The following is a 19,386-nucleotide window of genomic DNA, read 5'->3' on the forward strand; positions in this document are numbered from 1 at the left end:
AAAGCGGATCAGTCAGGCGTTGACCTGACCAATGTCAAAATGTCCATGAACCCCTTCTGCGAAATCGCCGTTGAAGAAGCGGTACGCCTGAAGGAAAAAGGCATTGCCACTGAAATCGTTGCTGTTTCCATCGGTCCTAAAACCGCTCAGGAACAACTGCGTACCGCCATGGCGCTGGGTGCCGACCGCGGTATTCTGGTCGAAACCGACGAACAGCTGGGCTCACTGGCGGTTGCCAAAATCCTCGCCAAGGTCGCTGCAGAAGAGCAACCGCAGATCCTGATGATGGGCAAACAGTCCATTGATACCGATAACAACCAGACCACCCAGATGCTGGCTGCGCTGACCGGTTATGCCCAGGGCACCTTTGCCTCCGAGCTGACTGTTGCAGGCGACAAGGCCACCGTGAAGCGTGAAATTGATGGGGGTCTGCAAACCGTTGAGCTGAAACTGCCCGCCGTGATCAGCGCTGACCTGCGTCTGAACGAGCCGCGTTATGCCAAGCTGCCGGACATCATGAAAGCCAAGAAAAAGCCGCTGGATACCAAAACCCCGGCTGACTATGGCGTGGACACGGCTTCCAAAGTCAAAACCCTGAAGGTTGAGCCACCGGCAGAACGTGCTGCGGGCATCAAAGTGGGTAGCGTGGAAGAACTGGTCAACAAACTGAAAAACGAAGCGAAGGTGGTCTAATGAGCATTCTGGTTATTGCTGATCATCATAATACTGATCTGACCCCGGTGACTGCCAACGTGGTGGCTGCGGCCAAAGCCATCGGTGGTGACATTCATGTGCTGGTTGCCGGTGCGGGTGCTCAGGCTGCTGCTGATGCTGCGGCCAAGCTGGAAGGTGTGAGCAAGGTACTGCTGGCTGATAACGCTGCTTACGGCCATCAGCTGGCTGAAAACGTGGCTGCACTGGTTGCTGAGCTGGGCAAGGGTTACAGCCACATCCTGACCGGTGCCACGGCCAACGGCAAAAACATTGCCCCACGCGTTGCTGCACTGCTGGATGTTGAGCAGATTTCTGAAATCATCGCTGTCGAAAGCGCTGACACCTTCAAGCGTCCCATCTATGCCGGTAGCGCGATTGCCACCGTGCAAAGCAGTGATGCCATCAAGGTGATCACCGTACGCGGTACAGCCTTTGATGCCGTGGCTGCCACTGGCTCTGCTGCCGTTGAAGCTGTTGCTGAAGCCAAGGATGCTGGCCTGTCCAGCTTTGTCGGTGAAGAGCTGGCTGCTTCTGACCGTCCGGAACTGACTGCCGCCAAGGTGGTGGTTGCTGGTGGTCGTGGTGTGGGCAGTGCCGAGAAGTTCGACATCATCTACAAGCTGGCTGACAAGCTGGGTGGTGCTGTGGGCGCTTCCCGTGCTGCGGTGGATGCCGGTTATGTCCCCAACGATCTTCAGGTCGGTCAGACCGGCAAAATCGTTGCACCGGAGCTGTACATTGCTGCCGGTATTTCCGGTGCCATCCAGCATCTGGCCGGTATGAAAGACTCCAAGGTCATCGTGGCCATCAACAAGGACGAAGAAGCCCCGATCTTCCAGGTGGCAGACTACGGCCTGGTGGCAGACCTGTTCGAAGCCGTACCGGCGCTGGAACAACAGCTCTGAATCGGAGGCAGCAATGAAAGCATTTTCCTGTGTTGCAGTCATCGGCAGTGGTGTGATGGGGCGTGGGATCGCCCTCTTTTTCGCCGAACAGGGCTGTCCAGTACTGCTGCATGATCATGATCCGCAGGCACTGGATCTTGCCATGAAAACCCTTGCGGATGAAATCCAGCAAAGGGTGGATAAGGGGCAACTGACGGCTGCTCAGCGTGCAGCTTTACTGCTGCGTATTCAGCCATCCCCGGACTTTCATGACATGGCTGCCTGTGATCTGCTGGTGGAGGCGATCGTTGAACAGCTGGATGCCAAGTTGCCTTTATTTGCGGCACTGGAAAGCCTGGTCAGCCCGCAAACCATCATTGCCAGCAACACGTCTTCACTGTCGATCAACCGCCTGGCAAGGGATTTCAAACACCCTGAGCGGTTTTTGGGGATGCACTTTTTTAATCCTGTGACGCGGATGAAAGTGATCGAGCTGGTGCGTGGTGCTCATACCCATCCTGCGGTGATGGAGCGATTGGAAAAGATTGTGAGCGCTGCGGGTTATCTGGCTGCTGTAACCGATGACAGTCCTGGATTCATCATCAATCATGCCGGTCGGGCTTATGTACCGGAGGCACTGAGACTGGCCGCGGAAGGTGTTGCCACGCCAGCGCAGATTGACCGCATTCTCAGGGATGGTCTGGGGTTCCGGATGGGGCCCTTTGAGTTGATGGATCTGATCGGTCTGGATGTGGTTCATGCCGTCAGCTGCTCAGTGTATGAGCAGTATTTCCACGACCCACGTTACAGTCCCTCACCCCTGCTGGCTTCGCGTGTTGCTGCAGGGATGCTGGGACGCAAGACTGGACAGGGTTTTTACACTTATCTGCAAGGACGGTTGCAATTGCCAGAAGAGCCACCTTTGGAAGCCACACCTGTGACCCACACTTTCTGGCTGGATCATCAGGATCAGGCGCTACGCACCAAGGTTGCCAAGGTGTTATCAGCAGCTGGTGCCGTGCTGGAAGCAACCCTTGTTCCCAGTCCGCAAGCCATTTGCCTGGTGACCCCACTGGGAGAAGACCTGTCAGAAACGATCATTCGTCTTGGCTTGCCATCCAGGCGCACCATCGGTCTTGAAACCCTTGCCGGGTTTGATCGGCGCAGGGTGTTGATGACACACCCCGCGCTGCCCCATGCGCTCACAAGTCAGGCCGTAACGGCCCTGTCTGCTGACGGTGTGCCCGTGGAGGTTATCCAGCCTTCGGCTGGTTTTGTATTGCAGCGTGTGGTGGCCTGCATCATCAATCTGGGCAGTGAGTTGATTCAACGGGGTGTGACTGATCCAGACACCCTGGATCAGGCAGTCAAGCTGGGGCTGGGTTACCCCCATGGCCCGATTGAATGGGGCAATCGGTTGGGTGCTGAGCGTGTGAAGCAGATTCTTGATGGCCTCTACAGTTTTTATCAAGAGCCTCGTTATCGTTGCAGCCCCTGGTTGAAGCGACGGGCTCTACTGGGAATTGCGCTGAAACAGGAGCAGGCCGCATGAGTGTGTATATCTACGATGCGGGTCGAACCCCCTTTGGTCGCCATGCCGGTGTATTGGCTGGTGTTCGCCCTGATGACCTGCTGGGTGGCTTGATAGCGCAGCTGATCAAGCGCAATCCTTTTGATCTGATTGACTATGAGGATGTGGTGGCAGGTTGTGCCAGCCAGGCTGGTGAGGATGCCCGCAATGTTGCACGCCATGCCGCCTTGTTGGCAGGACTGCCAGTGCAGGTCGGCGGCCTTACTGTCAATCGGCTATGTGGTTCGGGTCTGGCTGCCATTCTTGATGCCGCACGGGCAATCCGCTGTGAGGAAGGCGACTTGTTCCTGGCCGGTGGCGTGGAGTCCATGTCACGTGCTCCTTTTGTGGTGGGTAAAGCGGATGCAGCGTTCAGTCGAAAGTTTGAGGTGTTTGACTCCAGTATTGGTGCACGCTTCCCCAATCCATTGATCGAGAATCAGTTTGGCAGCGATACCATGCCAGAAACCGCTGACAATGTAGCACGGCAACTGGGTATCAGTCGTGATGACTGTGATGCTTTTGCACTGCGCAGCCAGATCCATTACAGCCAGGCATTGGCCGCTGGTCACTTTGAGTCAGAGGTGTTAGCGGTTCAGATACAGCATAAAAAAAAGCCGCCTGTTCTGATCGAGCAGGATGAACATCCCCGCCCTGACACCACGCTGGAATCGCTGTCAAGGTTAATGCCGCTTTATGAAGGTGGGGTTGTAACCCCAGGCAATGCTTCCGGCATCAATGATGGTGCTGCGGCTGTGATCATGGGCAATTCATCGGTGGGTCAGCGGTATGACTTGCGCCCACGTGCCCGTCTGTTGGCCGGTGCAGTCGCTGGGGTGGAACCTCGGTTCATGGGGCTTGGCCCTGTTAATGCCATCAAAAAGGCTTTACTGCGTGCCGGATTGAAGCTGTCCGACATGGATGTCATCGAAATCAACGAGGCCTTTGCAGCCCAGGTGCTGGGTTGCACACGCAGCCTGGGGCTGGCAGATGATGATCCAAGACTCAATCCCAAGGGGGGAGCCATTGCTCTGGGTCACCCATTGGGAGCCAGTGGAGCCAGGTTGGTGGCCACGGCTTTACATTTTCTTGAGCAAACAGGCGGGCGTTTTGCCCTTGTCAGCCTTTGCATTGGTCTGGGACAGGGCATTGCCTGCGTTTTGGAGCGGTGTGAATCACACAACAAAAACTGAAGAACTGGAGAACACCCATGGCGAATCAACCCTCTTTTCACTGGCAAGATCCCTTGTTACTGGACCAGCAGCTAACGAATGAAGAACGTATGGTGGCAAAAACGGCTGCTGACTTTGCTGCAGACCGACTCAAGCCTCGTGTGTTACAGGCATTTCGTGATGAACAAACAGATCCTGCCATTTTCCGGGAAATGGGAGAAACCGGTTTGTTGGGAGCTACCATTCCGGAAGCCTATGGCGGCAGTGGCATGAACTATGTTTGTTATGGCCTGATTGCCCGCGAAGTGGAGCGAGTGGATTCAGGTTATCGTTCCATGCTGAGTGTCCAGTCTTCTCTGGTCATGGTGCCGATTTATGAGTTTGGTAATGAAGCCACCCGCCAGAAGTACCTTCCGAAACTGGCCAGCGGTGAATACATCGGCTGTTTTGGCCTGACTGAACCCGATCATGGTTCTGACCCTGGCTCCATGGCAACACGTGCTCGCAAAGTGGAGGGAGGCTACAGCCTGACCGGCAGCAAGATGTGGATTACGAATAGCCCGATAGCGGATGTGTTTGTTGTCTGGGCGAAAGATGATGAAGCGCAGATCCGTGGTTTTGTGCTGGAAAAAGGCTGGAAGGGACTCAGTGCACCAGCCATCCATGGCAAGGTTGGCCTGCGAGCTTCCATTACCGGTGAAATTGTGATGGATAACGTGTTTGTTCCGGAGGAAAACGCTTTCCCTGAAGTGCGTGGCTTGCGCGGTCCGTTCACCTGCCTTAACTCGGCGCGTTACGGCATTGCCTGGGGTGCATTGGGTGCAGCCGAGGATTGCTGGCACACTGCCCGCCAGTATGTACTGGATCGTAAGCAGTTTGGTCGCCCTCTAGCAGCCAACCAGTTGATCCAGAAAAAGCTGGCTGATATGCAGACTGAAATCACTCTGGCACTGCAAGGTTGCCTACGATTGGGGCGCATGAAAGATGAAGGCACTGCAGCAGTGGAAATCACTTCAATCATGAAGCGCAACTCTTGTGGCAAGGCGTTGGATATTGCCCGTGTAGCGCGTGACATGCTCGGTGGCAATGGCATCAGTGATGAGTTTGGTGTGATCCGCCATCTGGTGAATTTGGAAGTGGTCAACACCTACGAAGGCACTCACGATGTTCATGCACTGATCCTCGGTCGGGCTCAAACAGGATTGCAGGCGTTTTTCTGATTTGAACAATGAAACTTTTATCTGTGACTCGCCTGCCAACACCACTCACTCGGCTGCAGGCGGGTTGCAGAACCTCTATGCCGGAGATGACTGATGCACCTTGAAGAAGCCATACGTTCACGCAAATCCGTTCGTCGTTTTTTGCCAAAAAAGGTTCCTCGAGATGTGATTGAAGCCATGCTCGAGCTGGCAGCCAGAGCACCGAGTGGCAACAACATTCAACCCTGGATCGTGCACGTGGTTACTGGCCAGGTGAAACAGGCCATCAGTAAGGACATTCTGGACGCCATCAAGACTGAGTCGGACCAGCACCAGGCAGAATATGACTATTACCCGGAAGAGTGGTTTGAACCCTATCAGGCACGTCGCCGAGCTGTTGGTTTTGAGCTGTTTGAACAGCTAGGAATTGCCCGCGCGGACCGTGAGGCAAGAGAACAGCAAACACTGCGAAACTTTGAGTTTTTTGATGCCCCGGTGGCACTGTTTATCAGCCTGGATCGACGCCTGAGTTTGGGTAGCTATGTGGACCTGGGCATGTTCATTCAAAACCTTTTGCTGGTTGCCCGAGCGCATGATTTGCACACCTGCGCCCAGGCTGCTTTTGCACCCTTTCACCGCATTGTCCGCCACCATATTCCATTAGCTGATGAACACCTGCTGGTGTGTGCTATCTCCCTGGGCTTTGAAGATCTGGATGCCCCGGAAAACAAATTAATCACCCCCCGAGAGGAAGTGCCAGGATTTGCTGGTTTTTATGGGTTTGAATAACCATGCTGGATGGGCTTGTTGAAAAATCACTCAAAGCCCCTGCCCACAGGCAAAACCTGAAGCCCAGGCCCATTGAAAGTTGAAGCCGCCCAGTTGCCCGGTGACATCCAGCACCTCCCCGATAAAGCGGATCTGTTCCAGCCCCTGTACTGCGAAGTTCTGTGATGAGATGTTGCGGGTATCCACACCGCCAAGGGTGACTTCGGCGGTGCGGTAACCTTCAGTGCCTGCTGGTTTGATCGGCCACTGGTGCAGCTGTTCTGCCAGGTTTTCGATCTGTTGATTGGACAGGTCGGCCAGGCGTTCCGGCAGGCTTGTTCCTTGTTCTTGCAGCAAGGTCAGCAGGGTGCTGGCCAGGCGTTTGGGCAGGTGTTCCTGTAACCAGCCCGCCAGGGTGCTGCGAGGTTGTTGCTGGCGCAGGGTTTTCAGCTGGTTTACCACATCCAGTGTGGGTAACCAGTTGATCAGCAGGTTGTCACCGGGTTGCCAGTAGCTGGAAATCTGCAGCATGGCCGGGCCGGACAGGCCGCGATGGGTGATCAGCAGGGGTTCACGAAAGGTTTTACCGCGACAGCTCACTGCAACTTCAGTGCTTAAGCCGGACAGGGGCGCCAGTGAGTTTTTTAATTCCGGGTGCAGGGTGAAGGGCACCAGCCCGGCGCGGGTGGGCAGCACGTCCAGTCCAAATTGACGCGCCAGGTCATAACCAAAACCTGTGGCCCCCATGGTCGGGATGGAAAGACCACCGGTGGCAATGACCAGCGCACCGGCTTCAACCTTGCCCAGACTGGTGTGCAGGCATACGCCATCTGCAGTGGTTGTCACCTGCTGAATGGCAGTTTTCATGCGCAGGTCGATTCCGGCCCATTCGGCTTCGGTCAGCAACACCTGCAGGATGTCTTTGCTGGAGTTGCTGCAGAACAGTTGGCCCGGTGCCTTTTCGACATAATCCACACCATGACGCTCCACCAGTTCCACAAAGTGTTGCGGGGTGTAGCGTTTCAGCGCGGAAATGCAGAAGTGTGGATTGGCCGAAAGGTAATTGGCCGGGGTGGTGTTGAGGTTGGTGAAGTTGCAACGCCCACCACCGGACATCAGTATTTTCTTGCCGGGCTTGTCAGTGTGATCCAGCAGCAACACCCGCTGACCCTGATATCCGGCAGTAGCGGCACACATCAGCCCGGCGGCACCGGCTCCCAGTACAACAACATCAGCAGTCAGGGTCATGCAACTTTTCCGATCATCACAGTAATAACAAACCAGCCAGTACCACCAGCAGGAGGGCGAAAGTCAGTGCTGCTTCACGCCGCAACAGGCTTTCACGATCCGTCAACCGCAGCAGCAGTGGCCAGATCAGTGACAGGCTGTGTGCCAGTTGCAACACCTGCTGTTGTGCTTGCTGCAAAGCGCTCAACAGCTTCTGGCCAAGGTGTTGCAGCGGCTGCTGCAGGCTCAGGTAAATCCATACCAGATCCCCACCGGGAATGGCACGGCTTTGCCAGTCCTTGCTGAAACGACCGATCAACCAGCCACCTGCCAGTGCCAGCAGGCTGCCAAGCATGACTGGCAGGGCCAGTTGCAGGAAGTTCTGAGGGTCAGGCCACAGGAGTTGTGCCTGATCCGGCAGTGGCAACCACCAGGGCACCAGCAGTCCCAGTGGCAGCAGTATCAGCCAGCCAGTCAGCATCCAGGGGTTGCTCTGGTGCTGGTCTGGCTGGGAAGCGGTCTTGTATTCCTGCCACAACAGCCACAGGTAACGAGCCATCAACAAGGTGGTGCCTGCGGCAGCCAGTGTCAGCCAGTTGATCAACCCGGTGTACTCCAGTTGATACAGTCCTGACTTGGCTTCCCATTTGGTCATCAGGCCGCTGCCCAGCAAACCGGTCAGGGCCAGCGCCGGTAACAGCAGCAACAAGACTAAAAGCGGCAATGGCAGGCGACCCGGATGTTGACTGATGCCCACTGCCAGGAACAGGCTGCCTTTATTCAGGCCATGATGGGCGACAAATAACAGCAGTGCCGGCACTAACAGTGGCCACAGGTGTTGATCGGCCAACCCGGCCCCCAGCAGGGCAGTGATCATGCCCATCTGGCTGATGCTGGAATAAGCCAGCACACTTTTGGCACGGCTTTGCATGATGCCAATCAGGGCCGCTGCCAGTGCTGCCAGCAAACCGGCCGTCGTGAGCAGATGTCCAGTCTGTGGCAGGCTGGTCAGACCCAGCGGTAGCACCAGCCACCAGCCCAGCAAACCGGCCTTGATCATCGCGCCGGACAACACTGCACTGGCTGGGGTTGGTGCGACCGGATGCGCCAGTGGCAACCAGACATGCAGGAAGGGCAAACCGGCTTTGACACCAAACCCCAGCAGCAGGCAGGTCAGCAGCCATAATGGGGCATCCGGTTCGGCCAGGGTAATGGCCAGTTGTGACATGGTGGGAGTGGCCGAGCGGGCGGTGGTGCCCAGTAAACCGGCCAGCATCAGGGCTTCACCCAGCACCGCCAGCACCAGATAAATGCGTCCGGCCTGCAGTGCTTCACTGGTGCGCTGGTGAATCACCAGTCCATAACCGGCAAAGGTCATCAGGGCAAAGCCCAGATAAAAGCTGGCCACATCCTCGGCAAGAATCAGCAGCAGGTTGCCACTTTGTGTCAGCAACCACAGCAGTGCAAAGGCATTCAGCGCAGCAGGTTTGCCCTGCATGTAACCCCGCGCATAAATGCCAGCCAGTAACCACAGCAGACTGGTCATCAACAGAAATACCAGTCGCACTTCATCCACCAGCCAGTGACCGCCCAGCAGCAGGCCGGGCAACAGCAGTTGCTGGCTGGAGTTGGCAGCCGTTTCAAACAGGCCGCTACCCAGATACAGGGCCAGCAGCAGGGCAGGTAAGGGAGCGCTCAGCCACAGGGCATTAAAAGCCTGTTGACTGGCCGCCGGTTCACTCTGTAACAGCCGCAGTACCAAAGGCAGTGCCAGCAACAGGGGCCACAGGGGGGTTAAAAGCAACAACAGGCTGGTCATGGCAGATACTCCCTTGTAGTCACCAGTTGCACCCAGGCCAGCGGGCTGAAGTCTGAGGCTGCCAGCAGTCCGGCCAGCAGACTGAGGCTGGCGGTGACCAGTGGTGGAATCAGCAACCACAGACTGGTATCCCAACGCCCCAGCACACGTTCCTGAGGCCACTCACCCTGTTGCGGGCAGAACCAGATGCGGTACAGTAGTGGCAGGAAATAACCGGCATTCATCAGGCTGCTGAGAATCAGCACCAGCAGTACCCAGTCCATGTCCGCATGCAGCGCACCGGTTGCCAGATACCATTTGCTGATGAAGCCGGCAATGGGTGGCAGGCCGATCATGCCCAGTGCACCGATGGTGAAGGCCAGGCTGGTGCCGGGCATGCGGCGACCAGCGCCGTTGAGTTGCTGAATCTTGTGAATGCCCAGGGTTTCGGCATAGTTACCGGCACAGAAAAACAGCGTGACCTTCATCAGGCCCTGGTGCAGCAGGTGCACCAGTCCGCCAATGGTTCCTGCCGGTCCGAACAGGCTGATGCCCAGGGCAATGTAGGACACCTGGCTGACGGTGGAAAAGGCCAGCCGACGCTTGATGTCCTGTTGTGCCAGTGCTCGCAGGGAGCCGTAAAGGATGGTGATGGCGGCAGCAATGCCCAGCGGTAATAACAGGCCCAGTTGATAACTCAGGGTGATGCCATAAACATCATAAACCACCCGCACAATACCAAAGGCACCGGCTTTGACCACGGCAACGGCGTGCAGCAGGGCACTGACCGGAGCCGGGGCCACCATGGCCTCCGGTAGCCAGCCATGCAGTGGCACCATGGCTGCCTTTACCGCCAGACCACCGATCAATAACAGGAAAATCCATTTCAAGGTGCTGGCCTGTTCCGGTAGCAGTGCATCGAGTTGACCGGTGGCAGCAAAACTCAGGTCACCGGCAAGGCTGTGCATCCACAACACCCCCGCCAGCAACACCACACCACCACCGAGGGTGTAGATCAGATAGAGGCGTCCGGCCCGCAGTGCCTTGTCGGTGCCCTTGTGCACCACCAGCGGGTAGGTCGACAGGGTCAGCAATTCATAAAAGATCAGAAAGGTGAACAGGTTACCGGCAAAAGCAATGCCCAAGGTTGAAGCCACGCAGAGGCTGAAAAAGCCGAAAAAACGGCGGCGGTTCGGTGTGCCTTCCAGATAACCGATGGCATAGAGGGTGGTGAACAACCACAGCAGGGATGACAGACCGGCAAACATCACCCCCAGTGCATCCGCACGCAGCACAAAGTCGATGCCGGTCAGCAGGGTGAAGCGGGTTTCATAAACCTCACCCTGGGAGACACCCACCAGTATCCAGATCACCAGCAGGATTTTTATACCGGCTGCAGCCAGGTTGATGCTGCTGCGCATGCGACTGTTGTTTTCATCCAGCCAGAAGATGATGGCAGCGGCACCCAGCGAAGTGAACAGCACCAGTACCGGTAGCCAGAAGTGCAGATCCATCATGCTGCACCTCCCGGTAAAGCAGTGGAGATCAGCCATTGTGGCCAGGCTGACAGAATGCCAAGTGCCAGTGCCAGCAGCGCCAGCGCCAGTGCTGACAGATCCAGTACCAGTGCCGGTTGGCGGAAGCGGTCTGGATTGTCAGACTCTACATAACACTGCTGGTAAACCTTGAAGATATAAACCGCACTCAAGGCGCTGCCGGATAACAGCACCAGAATCCACCACCACTGACCGCTGAGCAAGGCGCTTTGCAGCAGCAGCCATTTGGCCATGAACCCGCCACTGGGCGGCAGGCCCATCAGACTGACACCCGCCAGACCAAAACCCAGCAGGGAGAAAGGCAGGTAACGACCGGCACCGTGCAGCCCCGGCAGATCCGGGCGGCCCATGGCCAGCACCAGATTGCCGGCCGCCAGGAACATTGCTGCCTTGGCCAGTGCATGGGAAGTCAGTTGCAGCCAGCCACCTTCCCAGGCCAGACGAGTCGCTTCTTCGCCGGTACCGGTGGTGAGAGGAAACAGCAGCAGCAGGTAACCCAGTTGGGCCACCGTGGAATAGGCCACCAGCATTTTCAACTGCTGCTGACGGCAGGCCATCCAGCCACCCCAGAACACTGCAGCAGCCCCCAGCGCTCCCAGCAACTGGGCAGCAGAAAAGGTCAGGTTGTCCGGGGCCATCTCCAGCCACAGACGCACCAGAATATAAAAGGCAGCCTTGGCCACCAGGCCTGACAGCAGTGCACTGACCGGTGGCAAGGCACTGGCGTGGGCAGGAGGCAACCAGCTGTGCAACGGGAAAGCGGCCATTTTCAGCAACAGGCCCAGGGTCATCAGAGCCAGTGCCGCCTGACCACTGATGCTGTCCGTGAAAGTCAGGGCCAGGGAGGAAATATCCAGCTGACCCTGGTGGCCATAAATCAGCGCCACCCCCAGCAACCAGGCCAGTGAACCCAGCAGGGCGGCATAAAGATAACGCAAGGATGCCGCCAGGGCTTTTTTCTCACCGGTCAGGGCGACCAGACCCACGGCACTGAATCCCAGTAATTCCAGACCGACATAGAGGTTAAACAGATCGGCGGAGAGCCAGATCACATTCATGGCGGCCCAGCAGAAAGCCAGCAGTGGCCAGAAGTAGGTTTTGGCGCGTGGGTACTCCTGCAAATAGCGTCCGGCATGCAGGGTGCAGACACTGGTAATGCCACTGGTCAGTAAAAGCAGCAGCAGCGCAAGGCCATCAAGCCGCAGGCGAATACCCAGAGGAACGGCCCAGTCGCCCAGACTGTAGAAATGATCACCGCGCTGCAGCCATTGCAGTAGCACCAGCAGTGTCGCCAATAAAATAAGTCCAACGGCTGTGGTTGCAATCAGCGGTTGCAGTCGCTGCCCGGCAGTGAGTGACAGGATGGACCAGAGAAGTGGCAGGATCACCAGCCAGGGCAGTAATGAAGGGCCTTCGGTCAGCCATGACAACATCAGTGGGGCGCTCCTTGAGTCTTGCCTTCAGCAGGGTTATCACCTTGTTGCAGTTCAGGTTCAATATCTTCCGGCAGGCCGGTCAAGCCGGTCAGGTGATACCAGCGCCGGATCAATACCAGTGCCAGCGCGGTGGCTGATACAGCCACTACAATACCGGTCAGTACCAGTGCCTGGGGAACTGCATCCACACCCTGACCTTGTTGTGCCAGCCCGGTCATCACCAGAAAACAGCCGCTGCCGGTCAGGTTGAATGCCAGCAGTCGACGAATCAGGTGGCGGTGCAGGATGAAACCGGTCAGCCCCAGAATCACCAGTGCGCCCCCTGCCAGGGTATAGGGTAAAAAGGTGTTCATGATGGTTGATCTCCGGTCCGTGGTGGGTGTCCTTTTCGGGCAGGAGCCGGACTGGCCTCAAAAAGTGCATAAAGTAACAGTGCCAGCGAGAAGGTCAGGGCTGTTTCCACCAGCAGGATGAATGCCCCGGCCAGCTGTTCCGGCCAGGCCAGAAACGCACCACCCTGCAGCAGTTGCACTGATCCCAGTAACAGGAAAGTACCCAGGCCACCCACCAGTCCGGCACGCAGCAATAATGGGTGGTTCTGCCCAGGTAATTGTTGTCCGGACAGGCGCAGCAGTACCAGCATGGCGGCCATCACTGCTGCCGCCTGAAAGGCACCGCCACTGCGATAACTGCCAATCCACAAAAGGTAAAGTGCAACCAGCAACATCAGTGGCAACAGCCAGCTCAGCATGCCTTGCAGCAGGGGTGAACTGACGCGACTTTCTGCGGCGGCATCATCATGGCTGAAGCGCAGGGCCAGCCCCACCACCACTGCAACCAGAATGACAGCCACTTCCAGCAGTGTATCCCAGGCCCGGAAGGCCAGCAGTACAGCCGTCACCGGATGAGCCACACCGCTGGCCTCGATGTGCAAGGCAACTTCTGCGGGAAGATTCACGGAGGGTTGCAGGGGCTCCAGCAAAGCACCCAGCAGTACCAGTCCCAGGGCTCCAGCCAGCACCAATGCCAGTATGGTGAGTAGTGGTAACAAGCTGCGCAAGGGTTGTCCCGGCGGATGCGGCTGACGCAAATGCCCCAGCGCATCCAGCAGCAGCACACCGGTCAGTCCGGCGCCAATGGCTGCTTCAGCCAGTGCCAGATCGGGTGCCTGCAGGCGCACCCACACCAGTGCCATCAACAGACCAAAGGCAATAAACATCACCACGGCGCGGAACAGCTCACGAGCCAGTAGTACCCCGAGGGCCACCAGCGGCAGGGTCAGAGCCAGCAGCAGATCAATCATCTTGCTGTTCTCCTGCATTGGAAGGGCGAAACTCGCGGCAGACACGTACCACCAGATGCCCGGCCAAGGCGCTGGCAGCAATGGCCAGCAGCCAGATCAGGATCATCTTGATGGCCACTGGCCAGTGTTCCACTCCGGGCAGTAAACCCAGCACGATCAGGCCAAGTCCGAGATTGTCGACCTTGGTCAGGGCATGGATGCGAGAAGGGGTGTCAGGGAAGCGCAGGATGCCCAGCGTGCCGACCAGAAAAAACAGAGCACCGGACAAGAGTAACAAGGCGCGCAGCAGATCAATCAGCATCATGGTCTTGCTCACTGTGGTGGTCGGCCGGTTGGGTGCGAGCCACAAAGGCAACGGTGGCCATGATGGCCAGCAGCGCCAGCACCAGTGCAACATCACGCAGTGCCGGTTGCTGCATCAATTCTGCCAGCAATAACAACAGGCCCACCCCGGTGGTGCCGAACAGCTGGGCTGCCAGCATGCGATCAGCCCTGCCGGGGCCGGCCCAGATACGCCATAAACCGAGTAATAATGCCAGCAACAACAACAGGGTGCTGATCCAGAGTACCTGTGTCATGTTTCCTGCCTCCGGTGACGTTGTTCCTGTTCCAGCAAGTCAGCAACGGGTAAACCAAAAACAGCCGCTATCTGGCGTTGAGCAACAAAAACATCATGTTCCACTGGCTGGGTCATATCCAGGCAGTGCAATAACAGGCGGTCTTTTTCAAAGCGCACACTCAGGGTGCCGGGTAACAGTGACAGGGTCATTGCCAGTAACCAGCGAGGCGCACCGGAAGGCAGGTAGAGGGGAACACTGATTGCGCCTGGCTGAATGGGGAGTTCCGGAGACAGGGTGCGGCGGGCTACGTCCAATCCGGCCAGCAATGACTGGCGGGTGAAAAACCACCAGAAAGCCAGCAAGCCAACTAGTGAAAGCCGTCGCCCAGGCTGAGGATGCAGATGATGACTGAGCCAGACAGCCAGCAGTACTGCCGGGGCACCCAGTACCCAGCTGTCATTGCGTCCTTCGCTGATCAGCCACCAGACTGTAGCAGCCAGTACCAGGCGCAGCAACAGGCTGATGATTCCAGAAACATTCATGCGTACATCCATCAAGGGTTTGGGCAGCATTCTAACATCCGCTCCTTTGCAAAATAAGGCGTGAACCCCAGGTATAGACTGTATTTGTGCTCCTTTTATCCCCGGACTATGCTGATTGGAGCACCAATAAGAATAACAAGGGGCGCTGCCATGATTCAGTTGCAACAGATTCACCATGTGGCTTATCGCTGCAAGGATGCCAAGGAAACCATGGAGTGGTATCGCCGCATGTTGAACATGAAGTTCCTGCTGGCCATTTCTGAGGACCGGGTGCCTTCCACCGGTGCTGAAGATCCTTACATGCATATCTTTCTTGATGCCGGTGGCGGCAACATCCTGGCATTTTTTGAGTTGCCCCAGTCGCCTCCCATGGGCCGTGATACCAACACTCCGGAATGGGTGCAGCACATTGCCTTTGAACTCGCTGACGAGCAGGCCTTGCTGGATGCCATGGATGAACTGCGCAGCAAGGGTGTTGAAGTGCTGGGGCCCACTGATCACGGCATCATTCGATCCATCTATTTTTTTGATCCCAATGGTCACCGTCTGGAGCTGACCTGTCGCACCGGCACCTCCGAGCAGTTGCAGCTGCTGGAAGCAGTTGCACCGCTGATGCTGGAAGAATGGTCCCTGACCCGAAAGGCACCGCGTCATGCGGCCTGGTTGCATCAGCAACAGGAGGATCAAACATGAAACTGGCCTCCTTGAAGCAGGGGCGTGATGGTCAGCTGTTACTGGTCTCACGCGATTTACAACGGGCGGTTTCAGCCGCCGATATCGCGCCTACCCTGCAAGCTGCACTGGATCAGTGGCACCGGTTGCAACCCTTGCTGGAAGCGCGTTATCAGGCCTTGAATCAGGGTCAGCTGCAGCAGAGCTTTGCTTTTGACCCCTCGACCTGCCACTGCCCGCTACCCAGAGCTTTCCACTGGGCGGATGCCAGTGCTTATGTCAATCATGTGGAGCTGGTGCGCAAGGCGCGTGGTGCGGAGATGCCAGCCAGCTTCTGGGAAGAACCGCTGATGTATCAAGGTGGTTCGGATACCTTCATTCCTCCACATGATCCAATCAGGCTGGCTGATGAGGCCTGGGGAATTGATCTGGAAGGTGAAGTGGCGGTGGTCACTGATGATGTGCCCATGGGCATCAGTGCCGCCCAGGCCAGTCATCACATCCTGCTGGTGATGCTGGTGAATGATGTTTCACTGCGCAACCTGATTCCTGCTGAGCTGGCCAAGGGATTCGGTTTTTACCAGTCCAAGCCTTCATCCAGTTTTTCACCGGTGGCAGTGACACCTGATGAATTAGGTCGCCACTGGCGTGATGGACGTGTTCATTTGCCGCTGCTTTGCCAGGTGAATGATGAACTTCTCGGGTGTCCTGATGCCGGAGTGGACATGACCTTCAATTTTTTTCAGCTGGTGGCACATGCAGCTAAAACGCGACCGCTGGGCAGTGGCACCATCATCGGTTCTGGCACGGTGTCCAATCGTGATTCATCGGTGGGTTCTGCTTGTCTGGCAGAGAAACGCATGCTGGAAATACTGACAACCGGGCAGGCCAGTACCGCATTTCTGAGGTTTGGAGACAGGGTGCGTATTGAAATGCTGGATACTGAGGGCCGCAGTATTTTTGGTGCACTGGATCAGTTGGTCGAAGCCTGGCAGCCTGACGGATAGCAGGAGGTGCAAGATGCTGACTTTATACAGTTACTGGCGCTCCACCGCAGCCTGGCGGGTGCGTCTGGTATTAAACCTGAAGCAGTTGGCGTATCAACAGGAGGCGGTGCACCTGTTGCAGGATGGTGGTGAGCAGCGCCATGCCGCGTATCGGGCGTTGAACCCGCAGGGGCTGGTGCCACTATTGGTGGATGGTGAGCAGCGCATTGCTCAATCCCTGGCGATTATTGAATACCTGGAAGAAACTCACCCTGAACCAGCCCTGTTGCCGCGTGATGCGGGGGCCAGAGCCAGAATCCGCAGTTGGTCCCAGTTTATTGTCAGTGAGATCCACCCGTTGAATAATCTGCGGGTATTACAATACCTGGAAGGTGAGCTGGGTCTGGATGAAAACAGCAGAAACAGCTGGTATCACCACTGGATAAAAGAAGGACTGGCCGCTCTGGAAAAACAGGTGCAGCAGCATCTACCGATCCGTCAGGGTGGTTTTTCGCTAGGGAATCGGCCGGGTTATTTTGAAGCCTGCCTGGTGCCACAGCTCTACAATGCAAGGCGTTTTAATTGCCCGCTGGAAAGTTATCCCACGCTGGTTGCACTGGATAAGCGCTGTCAGTCACTGGCAGCTTTCAGTAAAGCGGTGCCAGAGATGCAGCCGGATGCTGTGTTGGATACTTGAAGAAAGGCTGCGAAGTGAGGCATAAAAAAACCCGCCATCAGAGGCGGGTTTTTCTGTCTGATACGGGATGATCAGATCGGAGTCACTTTGGCAGCTTGCTTGCCTTTAGGACCAGTGGTTACTTCGAAAGAAACCTTCTGGTTCTCGGCCAGGCTCTTGAAGCCCTGAGATTGGATCTCGGAGAAGTGAACAAACAGGTCGTCGCCACCGTCTTCAGGAGTAATGAAGCCGAAGCCTTTAGTGTCGTTGAACCACTTAACGGTACCAGTTGCCATATCAAAAATTCCTGTATTACGTTTGTTTTTTGAGTCGTCCTCCGGGTTGGTGTTAAAGCCAGCCTGAGGGTTTTTGACTCGGTCTTGCGGGAATCAAGATAGTACGAATGACGAACTGATGTTACCGATAATTCGATTACAACGGCGTTACGACACTTCTTTGTTGCTACCTTGCTGCCTACGGGAAATAGCCTGAGCTAATCGAGGCCCCACGTCAAGTACTTTTAGACGAGTGCTCTTTAATATGCAAGGAAGAAATACAGGTTTTACCGGTAATTAGCGCAAGTTTTTTGTAACGGGGAAGTTTTTTGACCTGATATTCCAGTTGTAACGCCTGGCGGTGATTGCCGGCAGGCTGACTGAACACCAGTTTCAGCGGGCCTTTGCCACGCAGTGCCTTGGCTGATCGCTGGTTGTTGGCCTGATGTTCAGCAAAACGCCGTGCTACGTCCAGGGTGATACCGGTATAGAGTTTTCCGGAAGCCTGCTCCACCATATAGATGTACCAGACGGCTTCGACTACTGGTGGAGCTTCCGGTTGCATCAGTTGTTGTGATGAAGTTCCTGATCGATATCCCGGTCTGAGAAACCAATCAGGTAAAGGATGGCATCCAGTCCCAGGGTAGACAGCGCATGCCTGGCATTCTGGCGGACCAGTGGTTTGGCGCGGAAGGCTATTCCCAGGCCAGCCAGCCCCAGCATGGGCAGGTCGTTGGCACCGTCACCCACCGCAATCGCCTGCTCCAGATTGATGCCTTCGTTACGCGCAATCTCCTGCAGCAACTCCGCCTTACGCTGACCATCCACCACGCGGCCTACTACCCGGCCGGTGACCTTGCCATCTTCAACTTCCAGCAGGTTGGCGTGTACCTCATCAATACCCAGCTTTTGCTGCAGGTACTCACCAAAATAGGTGAAACCACCCGATAGAATGGCGGTGCGATACCCCAGGCGCTTGAGGGTGGATACCAGTTTTTCGGCACCTTCGGTGATCGGCAGGCGCTGGGCAATTTTTTCCAGTACCGAGGCATCCAGACCTTTTAACAAGGCCACACGAGCCTTGAAGCTTTCATTAAAATCCAGCTCACCACACATGGCACGTTCGGTGATTTCGGCCACCTGTTCACCAACACCGGCCTCCTTGGCCAGTTCATCAATCACTTCGGCCTCAATCAGGGTGGAGTCCATGTCAAACACCACCAGGCGGCGATTACGGCGGTAGATGTTGTCTTCTTGTACCGCAATATCCACTTCCAGTTCACCGGCCAGCGCCAGGAAATGACGGCGCAGCTCAGCGGTATCGAGCGTGTCGCCTCGTACTGAAAACTCAACACAGGCACGACCAGGCTCGGCCAGCCTGGACATGCTGACACGCCCGGACAGGCGATGGATACGATCAATGTTCAGCCCATTTTCTGCCACAGTGCGGGTGACGCGGGCTATTTGCTCAGCGGTGATGCGTCGTCCCAGCAGGGTCACGATGTAACGCCCTTTACCCTGACCGGCTACCCAATGCTCATAACTGGCTTCTGCCACAGGTGTAAAACGGATTTGCATGCCCCACTCATGGGCTTTGAACAGCAGCTCTTGTAATACAGGGGAGTGCTGGGCCTGAGGAGGCAGGTGAGCCAGCAGCCCCAGCGCCAGGGTGTCGTGAATCACAGCCTGGCCAATATCCAGGATATTGACACCATAACCGGCCAGTATCTCGGTGATGGCCGAAGTGATGCCGGGGCGGTCATGCCCAGACAAGTTGATCAACACAATGCTGCGATCCTGAGTATTCATCTGCCGCCCATAAAAAGAGTGAAATCTTCCAGCAAAAATTAACCCTGCTTTCTATACTGACTGGGAACAACAAAAAGCAGGGAGGCACGATCAACACTGTCGATTCAGCAAAGGTGAATACAGGAGTCAGTGTTGATCAGTGATAACCCGGCTGTCCCGGTAGCCGACAATTATAGCCTTCCTCTGTGTCGGCATGCACGTCCGGGCAGATGCAGCTTTGCAAGCAGACTGGAGTCTCA

The 19,386-nt window shown here is 56.4% G+C and carries 21 protein-coding genes; 9 read left to right on the forward strand and 12 right to left on the reverse strand.

The features are described 5' to 3' along the window. From BT114_RS10825 to BT114_RS10850, 6 genes are all read left to right on the forward strand, one after another. Positions 1–693 (forward strand): electron transfer flavoprotein subunit beta/FixA family protein (locus BT114_RS10825; protein ID WP_072326489.1); only part of this gene is annotated, 693 nt, incomplete at its 5' end. Then, a complete protein-coding gene (locus BT114_RS10830; protein ID WP_072324829.1) occupies positions 693–1,619 on the forward strand; it encodes an electron transfer flavoprotein subunit alpha/FixB family protein in 927 nt (308 codons plus the stop codon). The genes BT114_RS10825 and BT114_RS10830, both read left to right, overlap by 1 nt. A 13-nt stretch (positions 1,620–1,632) precedes the next feature. Then, a complete protein-coding gene (locus tag BT114_RS10835; RefSeq protein ID WP_072326490.1) occupies positions 1,633–3,150 on the forward strand; it encodes a 3-hydroxyacyl-CoA dehydrogenase in 1,518 nt (505 codons plus the stop codon). Continuing rightward, positions 3,147–4,361, forward strand: a complete 1,215-nt coding sequence (locus BT114_RS10840; protein ID WP_072326491.1) for a 3-oxoadipyl-CoA thiolase — start codon at positions 3,147–3,149, stop codon at positions 4,359–4,361. Before BT114_RS10835 ends, BT114_RS10840 begins: the two co-directional genes overlap by 4 nt. A 17-nt stretch (positions 4,362–4,378) precedes the next feature. Further along, on the forward strand, positions 4,379–5,560 hold the full coding sequence (locus BT114_RS10845; protein ID WP_072326492.1) for an acyl-CoA dehydrogenase: 1,182 nt from the start codon (positions 4,379–4,381) through the stop codon (positions 5,558–5,560). A 93-nt stretch (positions 5,561–5,653) separates the two neighbouring features. Then, positions 5,654–6,328: a nitroreductase gene (locus BT114_RS10850; RefSeq protein ID WP_072326493.1), complete on the forward strand. Its 675-nt coding sequence runs from the start codon at positions 5,654–5,656 to the stop codon at positions 6,326–6,328. Positions 6,329–6,358: 30 nt separating this feature from the next. Here the strand turns inward: BT114_RS10850 and BT114_RS10855 are convergent, their stop codons facing one another. Genes BT114_RS10855 through BT114_RS10895 form a run of 9 tightly spaced genes read right to left on the reverse strand, consistent with a single transcriptional unit; the run spans position 6,359 to position 14,759 of the window. After that, positions 6,359–7,555, reverse strand: coding sequence for a BaiN/RdsA family NAD(P)/FAD-dependent oxidoreductase (locus tag BT114_RS10855; RefSeq protein ID WP_072326494.1), 1,197 nt, complete (start codon positions 7,553–7,555; stop codon positions 6,359–6,361). 16 nt (positions 7,556–7,571) lie between these two features. Continuing rightward, entirely contained in the window at positions 7,572–9,353 is a 1,782-nt protein-coding gene (locus tag BT114_RS10860) for a complex I subunit 5 family protein (RefSeq protein ID WP_072326495.1), read from the reverse strand. Beyond that, entirely contained in the window at positions 9,350–10,849 is a 1,500-nt protein-coding gene (locus tag BT114_RS10865; RefSeq protein WP_245770434.1) for a complex I subunit 5 family protein, read from the reverse strand. The genes BT114_RS10860 and BT114_RS10865 overlap by 4 nt, the downstream gene beginning before the upstream one ends. Next, on the reverse strand, positions 10,846–12,321 hold the full coding sequence (locus BT114_RS10870) for a complex I subunit 5 family protein (RefSeq protein WP_072326497.1): 1,476 nt from the start codon (positions 12,319–12,321) through the stop codon (positions 10,846–10,848). The genes BT114_RS10865 and BT114_RS10870 overlap by 4 nt, the downstream gene beginning before the upstream one ends. Continuing rightward, complete coding sequence (locus tag BT114_RS10875) at positions 12,321–12,677, reverse strand: NADH-quinone oxidoreductase subunit K (RefSeq protein WP_072326498.1); 357 nt, start codon at positions 12,675–12,677, stop codon at positions 12,321–12,323. Before BT114_RS10875 ends, BT114_RS10870 begins: the two co-directional genes overlap by 1 nt. Further along, a complete protein-coding gene (locus BT114_RS10880; protein WP_084662162.1) occupies positions 12,674–13,627 on the reverse strand; it encodes a DUF4040 domain-containing protein in 954 nt (317 codons plus the stop codon). The genes BT114_RS10875 and BT114_RS10880 overlap by 4 nt, the downstream gene beginning before the upstream one ends. Then, positions 13,620–13,931, reverse strand: a complete 312-nt coding sequence (locus BT114_RS10885) for a monovalent cation/H(+) antiporter subunit G (protein ID WP_072326500.1) — start codon at positions 13,929–13,931, stop codon at positions 13,620–13,622. Before BT114_RS10885 ends, BT114_RS10880 begins: the two co-directional genes overlap by 8 nt. Beyond that, the gene (locus BT114_RS10890; protein ID WP_072326501.1) at positions 13,918–14,205 is read right to left on the reverse strand and encodes an MrpF/PhaF family protein; all 288 of its coding nucleotides are present in this window, start codon (positions 14,203–14,205) and stop codon (positions 13,918–13,920) included. The genes BT114_RS10885 and BT114_RS10890 overlap by 14 nt, the downstream gene beginning before the upstream one ends. Continuing rightward, a complete protein-coding gene (locus BT114_RS10895) occupies positions 14,202–14,759 on the reverse strand; it encodes a Na+/H+ antiporter subunit E (protein ID WP_218163503.1) in 558 nt (185 codons plus the stop codon). The genes BT114_RS10890 and BT114_RS10895 overlap by 4 nt, the downstream gene beginning before the upstream one ends. Before the next feature lie 120 nt (positions 14,760–14,879). Between BT114_RS10895 and BT114_RS10900 the strand changes: the two genes are divergently transcribed. From BT114_RS10900 to maiA, 3 genes are read left to right on the forward strand one after another with little or no spacing between them, the layout of a single operon-like run. Continuing rightward, entirely contained in the window at positions 14,880–15,422 is a 543-nt protein-coding gene (locus tag BT114_RS10900; RefSeq protein WP_072326502.1) for a VOC family protein, read from the forward strand. Further along, positions 15,419–16,408 (forward strand): fumarylacetoacetate hydrolase family protein, encoded by a 990-nt coding sequence (locus BT114_RS10905; protein WP_072326503.1) that lies wholly within the window; start codon positions 15,419–15,421, stop codon positions 16,406–16,408. Before BT114_RS10900 ends, BT114_RS10905 begins: the two co-directional genes overlap by 4 nt. Before the next feature lie 13 nt (positions 16,409–16,421). Continuing rightward, positions 16,422–17,084 carry a maleylacetoacetate isomerase gene (maiA, locus tag BT114_RS10910; RefSeq protein ID WP_072326504.1) on the forward strand — a complete coding sequence of 221 codons (663 nt, stop codon included), beginning with the start codon at positions 16,422–16,424 and terminating at the stop codon, positions 17,082–17,084. 71 nt (positions 17,085–17,155) lie between these two features. Here maiA and BT114_RS10915 read toward each other — a convergent pair whose 3' ends face one another. The 3 genes from BT114_RS10915 to serB all read right to left on the reverse strand — a co-directional run bounded on the left by BT114_RS10915 (position 17,156) and on the right by serB (position 19,147). Next, positions 17,156–17,359 carry a cold-shock protein gene (locus BT114_RS10915; RefSeq protein WP_072326505.1) on the reverse strand — a complete coding sequence of 68 codons (204 nt, stop codon included), beginning with the start codon at positions 17,357–17,359 and terminating at the stop codon, positions 17,156–17,158. A 214-nt stretch (positions 17,360–17,573) separates the two neighbouring features. Then, positions 17,574–17,903, reverse strand: a complete 330-nt coding sequence (locus BT114_RS10920; protein WP_072326506.1) for a GIY-YIG nuclease family protein — start codon at positions 17,901–17,903, stop codon at positions 17,574–17,576. Further along, a complete protein-coding gene (gene serB, locus BT114_RS10925; RefSeq protein WP_072326507.1) occupies positions 17,903–19,147 on the reverse strand; it encodes a phosphoserine phosphatase SerB in 1,245 nt (414 codons plus the stop codon). The genes BT114_RS10920 and serB overlap by 1 nt, the downstream gene beginning before the upstream one ends. Between the last annotated feature and the right edge of the window lie 239 nt (positions 19,148–19,386).

The organism is Marinospirillum alkaliphilum DSM 21637 (genome assembly GCF_900119735.1).
GTDB classification, from domain to species: domain Bacteria; phylum Pseudomonadota; class Gammaproteobacteria; order Pseudomonadales; family Halomonadaceae; genus Marinospirillum; species Marinospirillum alkaliphilum.

Bases quoted from the DNA above. Each gene is read 5' to 3' on its own strand.
- BT114_RS10885 (WP_072326500.1), bottom strand. From the start codon at position 13,931: ATGATGCTGATTGATCTGCTGCGCGCCTTGTTACTCTTGTCCGGTGCT.
- BT114_RS10875 (WP_072326498.1), bottom strand. From the start codon at position 12,677: ATGAACACCTTTTTACCCTATACCCTGGCAGGGGGCGCACTGGTGATT.
- BT114_RS10905 (WP_072326503.1), top strand. From the start codon at position 15,419: ATGAAACTGGCCTCCTTGAAGCAGGGGCGTGATGGTCAGCTGTTACTG.
- maiA (WP_072326504.1), top strand. From the start codon at position 16,422: ATGCTGACTTTATACAGTTACTGGCGCTCCACCGCAGCCTGGCGGGTG.
- serB (WP_072326507.1), bottom strand. From the start codon at position 19,147: ATGAATACTCAGGATCGCAGCATTGTGTTGATCAACTTGTCTGGGCAT.
- BT114_RS10830 (WP_072324829.1), top strand. From the start codon at position 693: ATGAGCATTCTGGTTATTGCTGATCATCATAATACTGATCTGACCCCG.
- BT114_RS10920 (WP_072326506.1), bottom strand. From the start codon at position 17,903: ATGCAACCGGAAGCTCCACCAGTAGTCGAAGCCGTCTGGTACATCTAT.
- BT114_RS10840 (WP_072326491.1), top strand. From the start codon at position 3,147: ATGAGTGTGTATATCTACGATGCGGGTCGAACCCCCTTTGGTCGCCAT.
- BT114_RS10845 (WP_072326492.1), top strand. From the start codon at position 4,379: ATGGCGAATCAACCCTCTTTTCACTGGCAAGATCCCTTGTTACTGGAC.
- BT114_RS10880 (WP_084662162.1), bottom strand. From the start codon at position 13,627: ATGATTGATCTGCTGCTGGCTCTGACCCTGCCGCTGGTGGCCCTCGGG.
- BT114_RS10860 (WP_072326495.1), bottom strand. From the start codon at position 9,353: ATGACCAGCCTGTTGTTGCTTTTAACCCCCCTGTGGCCCCTGTTGCTG.
- BT114_RS10835 (WP_072326490.1), top strand. From the start codon at position 1,633: ATGAAAGCATTTTCCTGTGTTGCAGTCATCGGCAGTGGTGTGATGGGG.
- BT114_RS10900 (WP_072326502.1), top strand. From the start codon at position 14,880: ATGATTCAGTTGCAACAGATTCACCATGTGGCTTATCGCTGCAAGGAT.
- BT114_RS10890 (WP_072326501.1), bottom strand. From the start codon at position 14,205: ATGACACAGGTACTCTGGATCAGCACCCTGTTGTTGTTGCTGGCATTA.
- BT114_RS10865 (WP_245770434.1), bottom strand. From the start codon at position 10,849: ATGATGGATCTGCACTTCTGGCTACCGGTACTGGTGCTGTTCACTTCG.
- BT114_RS10915 (WP_072326505.1), bottom strand. From the start codon at position 17,359: ATGGCAACTGGTACCGTTAAGTGGTTCAACGACACTAAAGGCTTCGGC.
- BT114_RS10895 (WP_218163503.1), bottom strand. From the start codon at position 14,759: ATGCTGCCCAAACCCTTGATGGATGTACGCATGAATGTTTCTGGAATC.
- BT114_RS10855 (WP_072326494.1), bottom strand. From the start codon at position 7,555: ATGACCCTGACTGCTGATGTTGTTGTACTGGGAGCCGGTGCCGCCGGG.
- BT114_RS10850 (WP_072326493.1), top strand. From the start codon at position 5,654: ATGCACCTTGAAGAAGCCATACGTTCACGCAAATCCGTTCGTCGTTTT.
- BT114_RS10870 (WP_072326497.1), bottom strand. From the start codon at position 12,321: ATGTTGTCATGGCTGACCGAAGGCCCTTCATTACTGCCCTGGCTGGTG.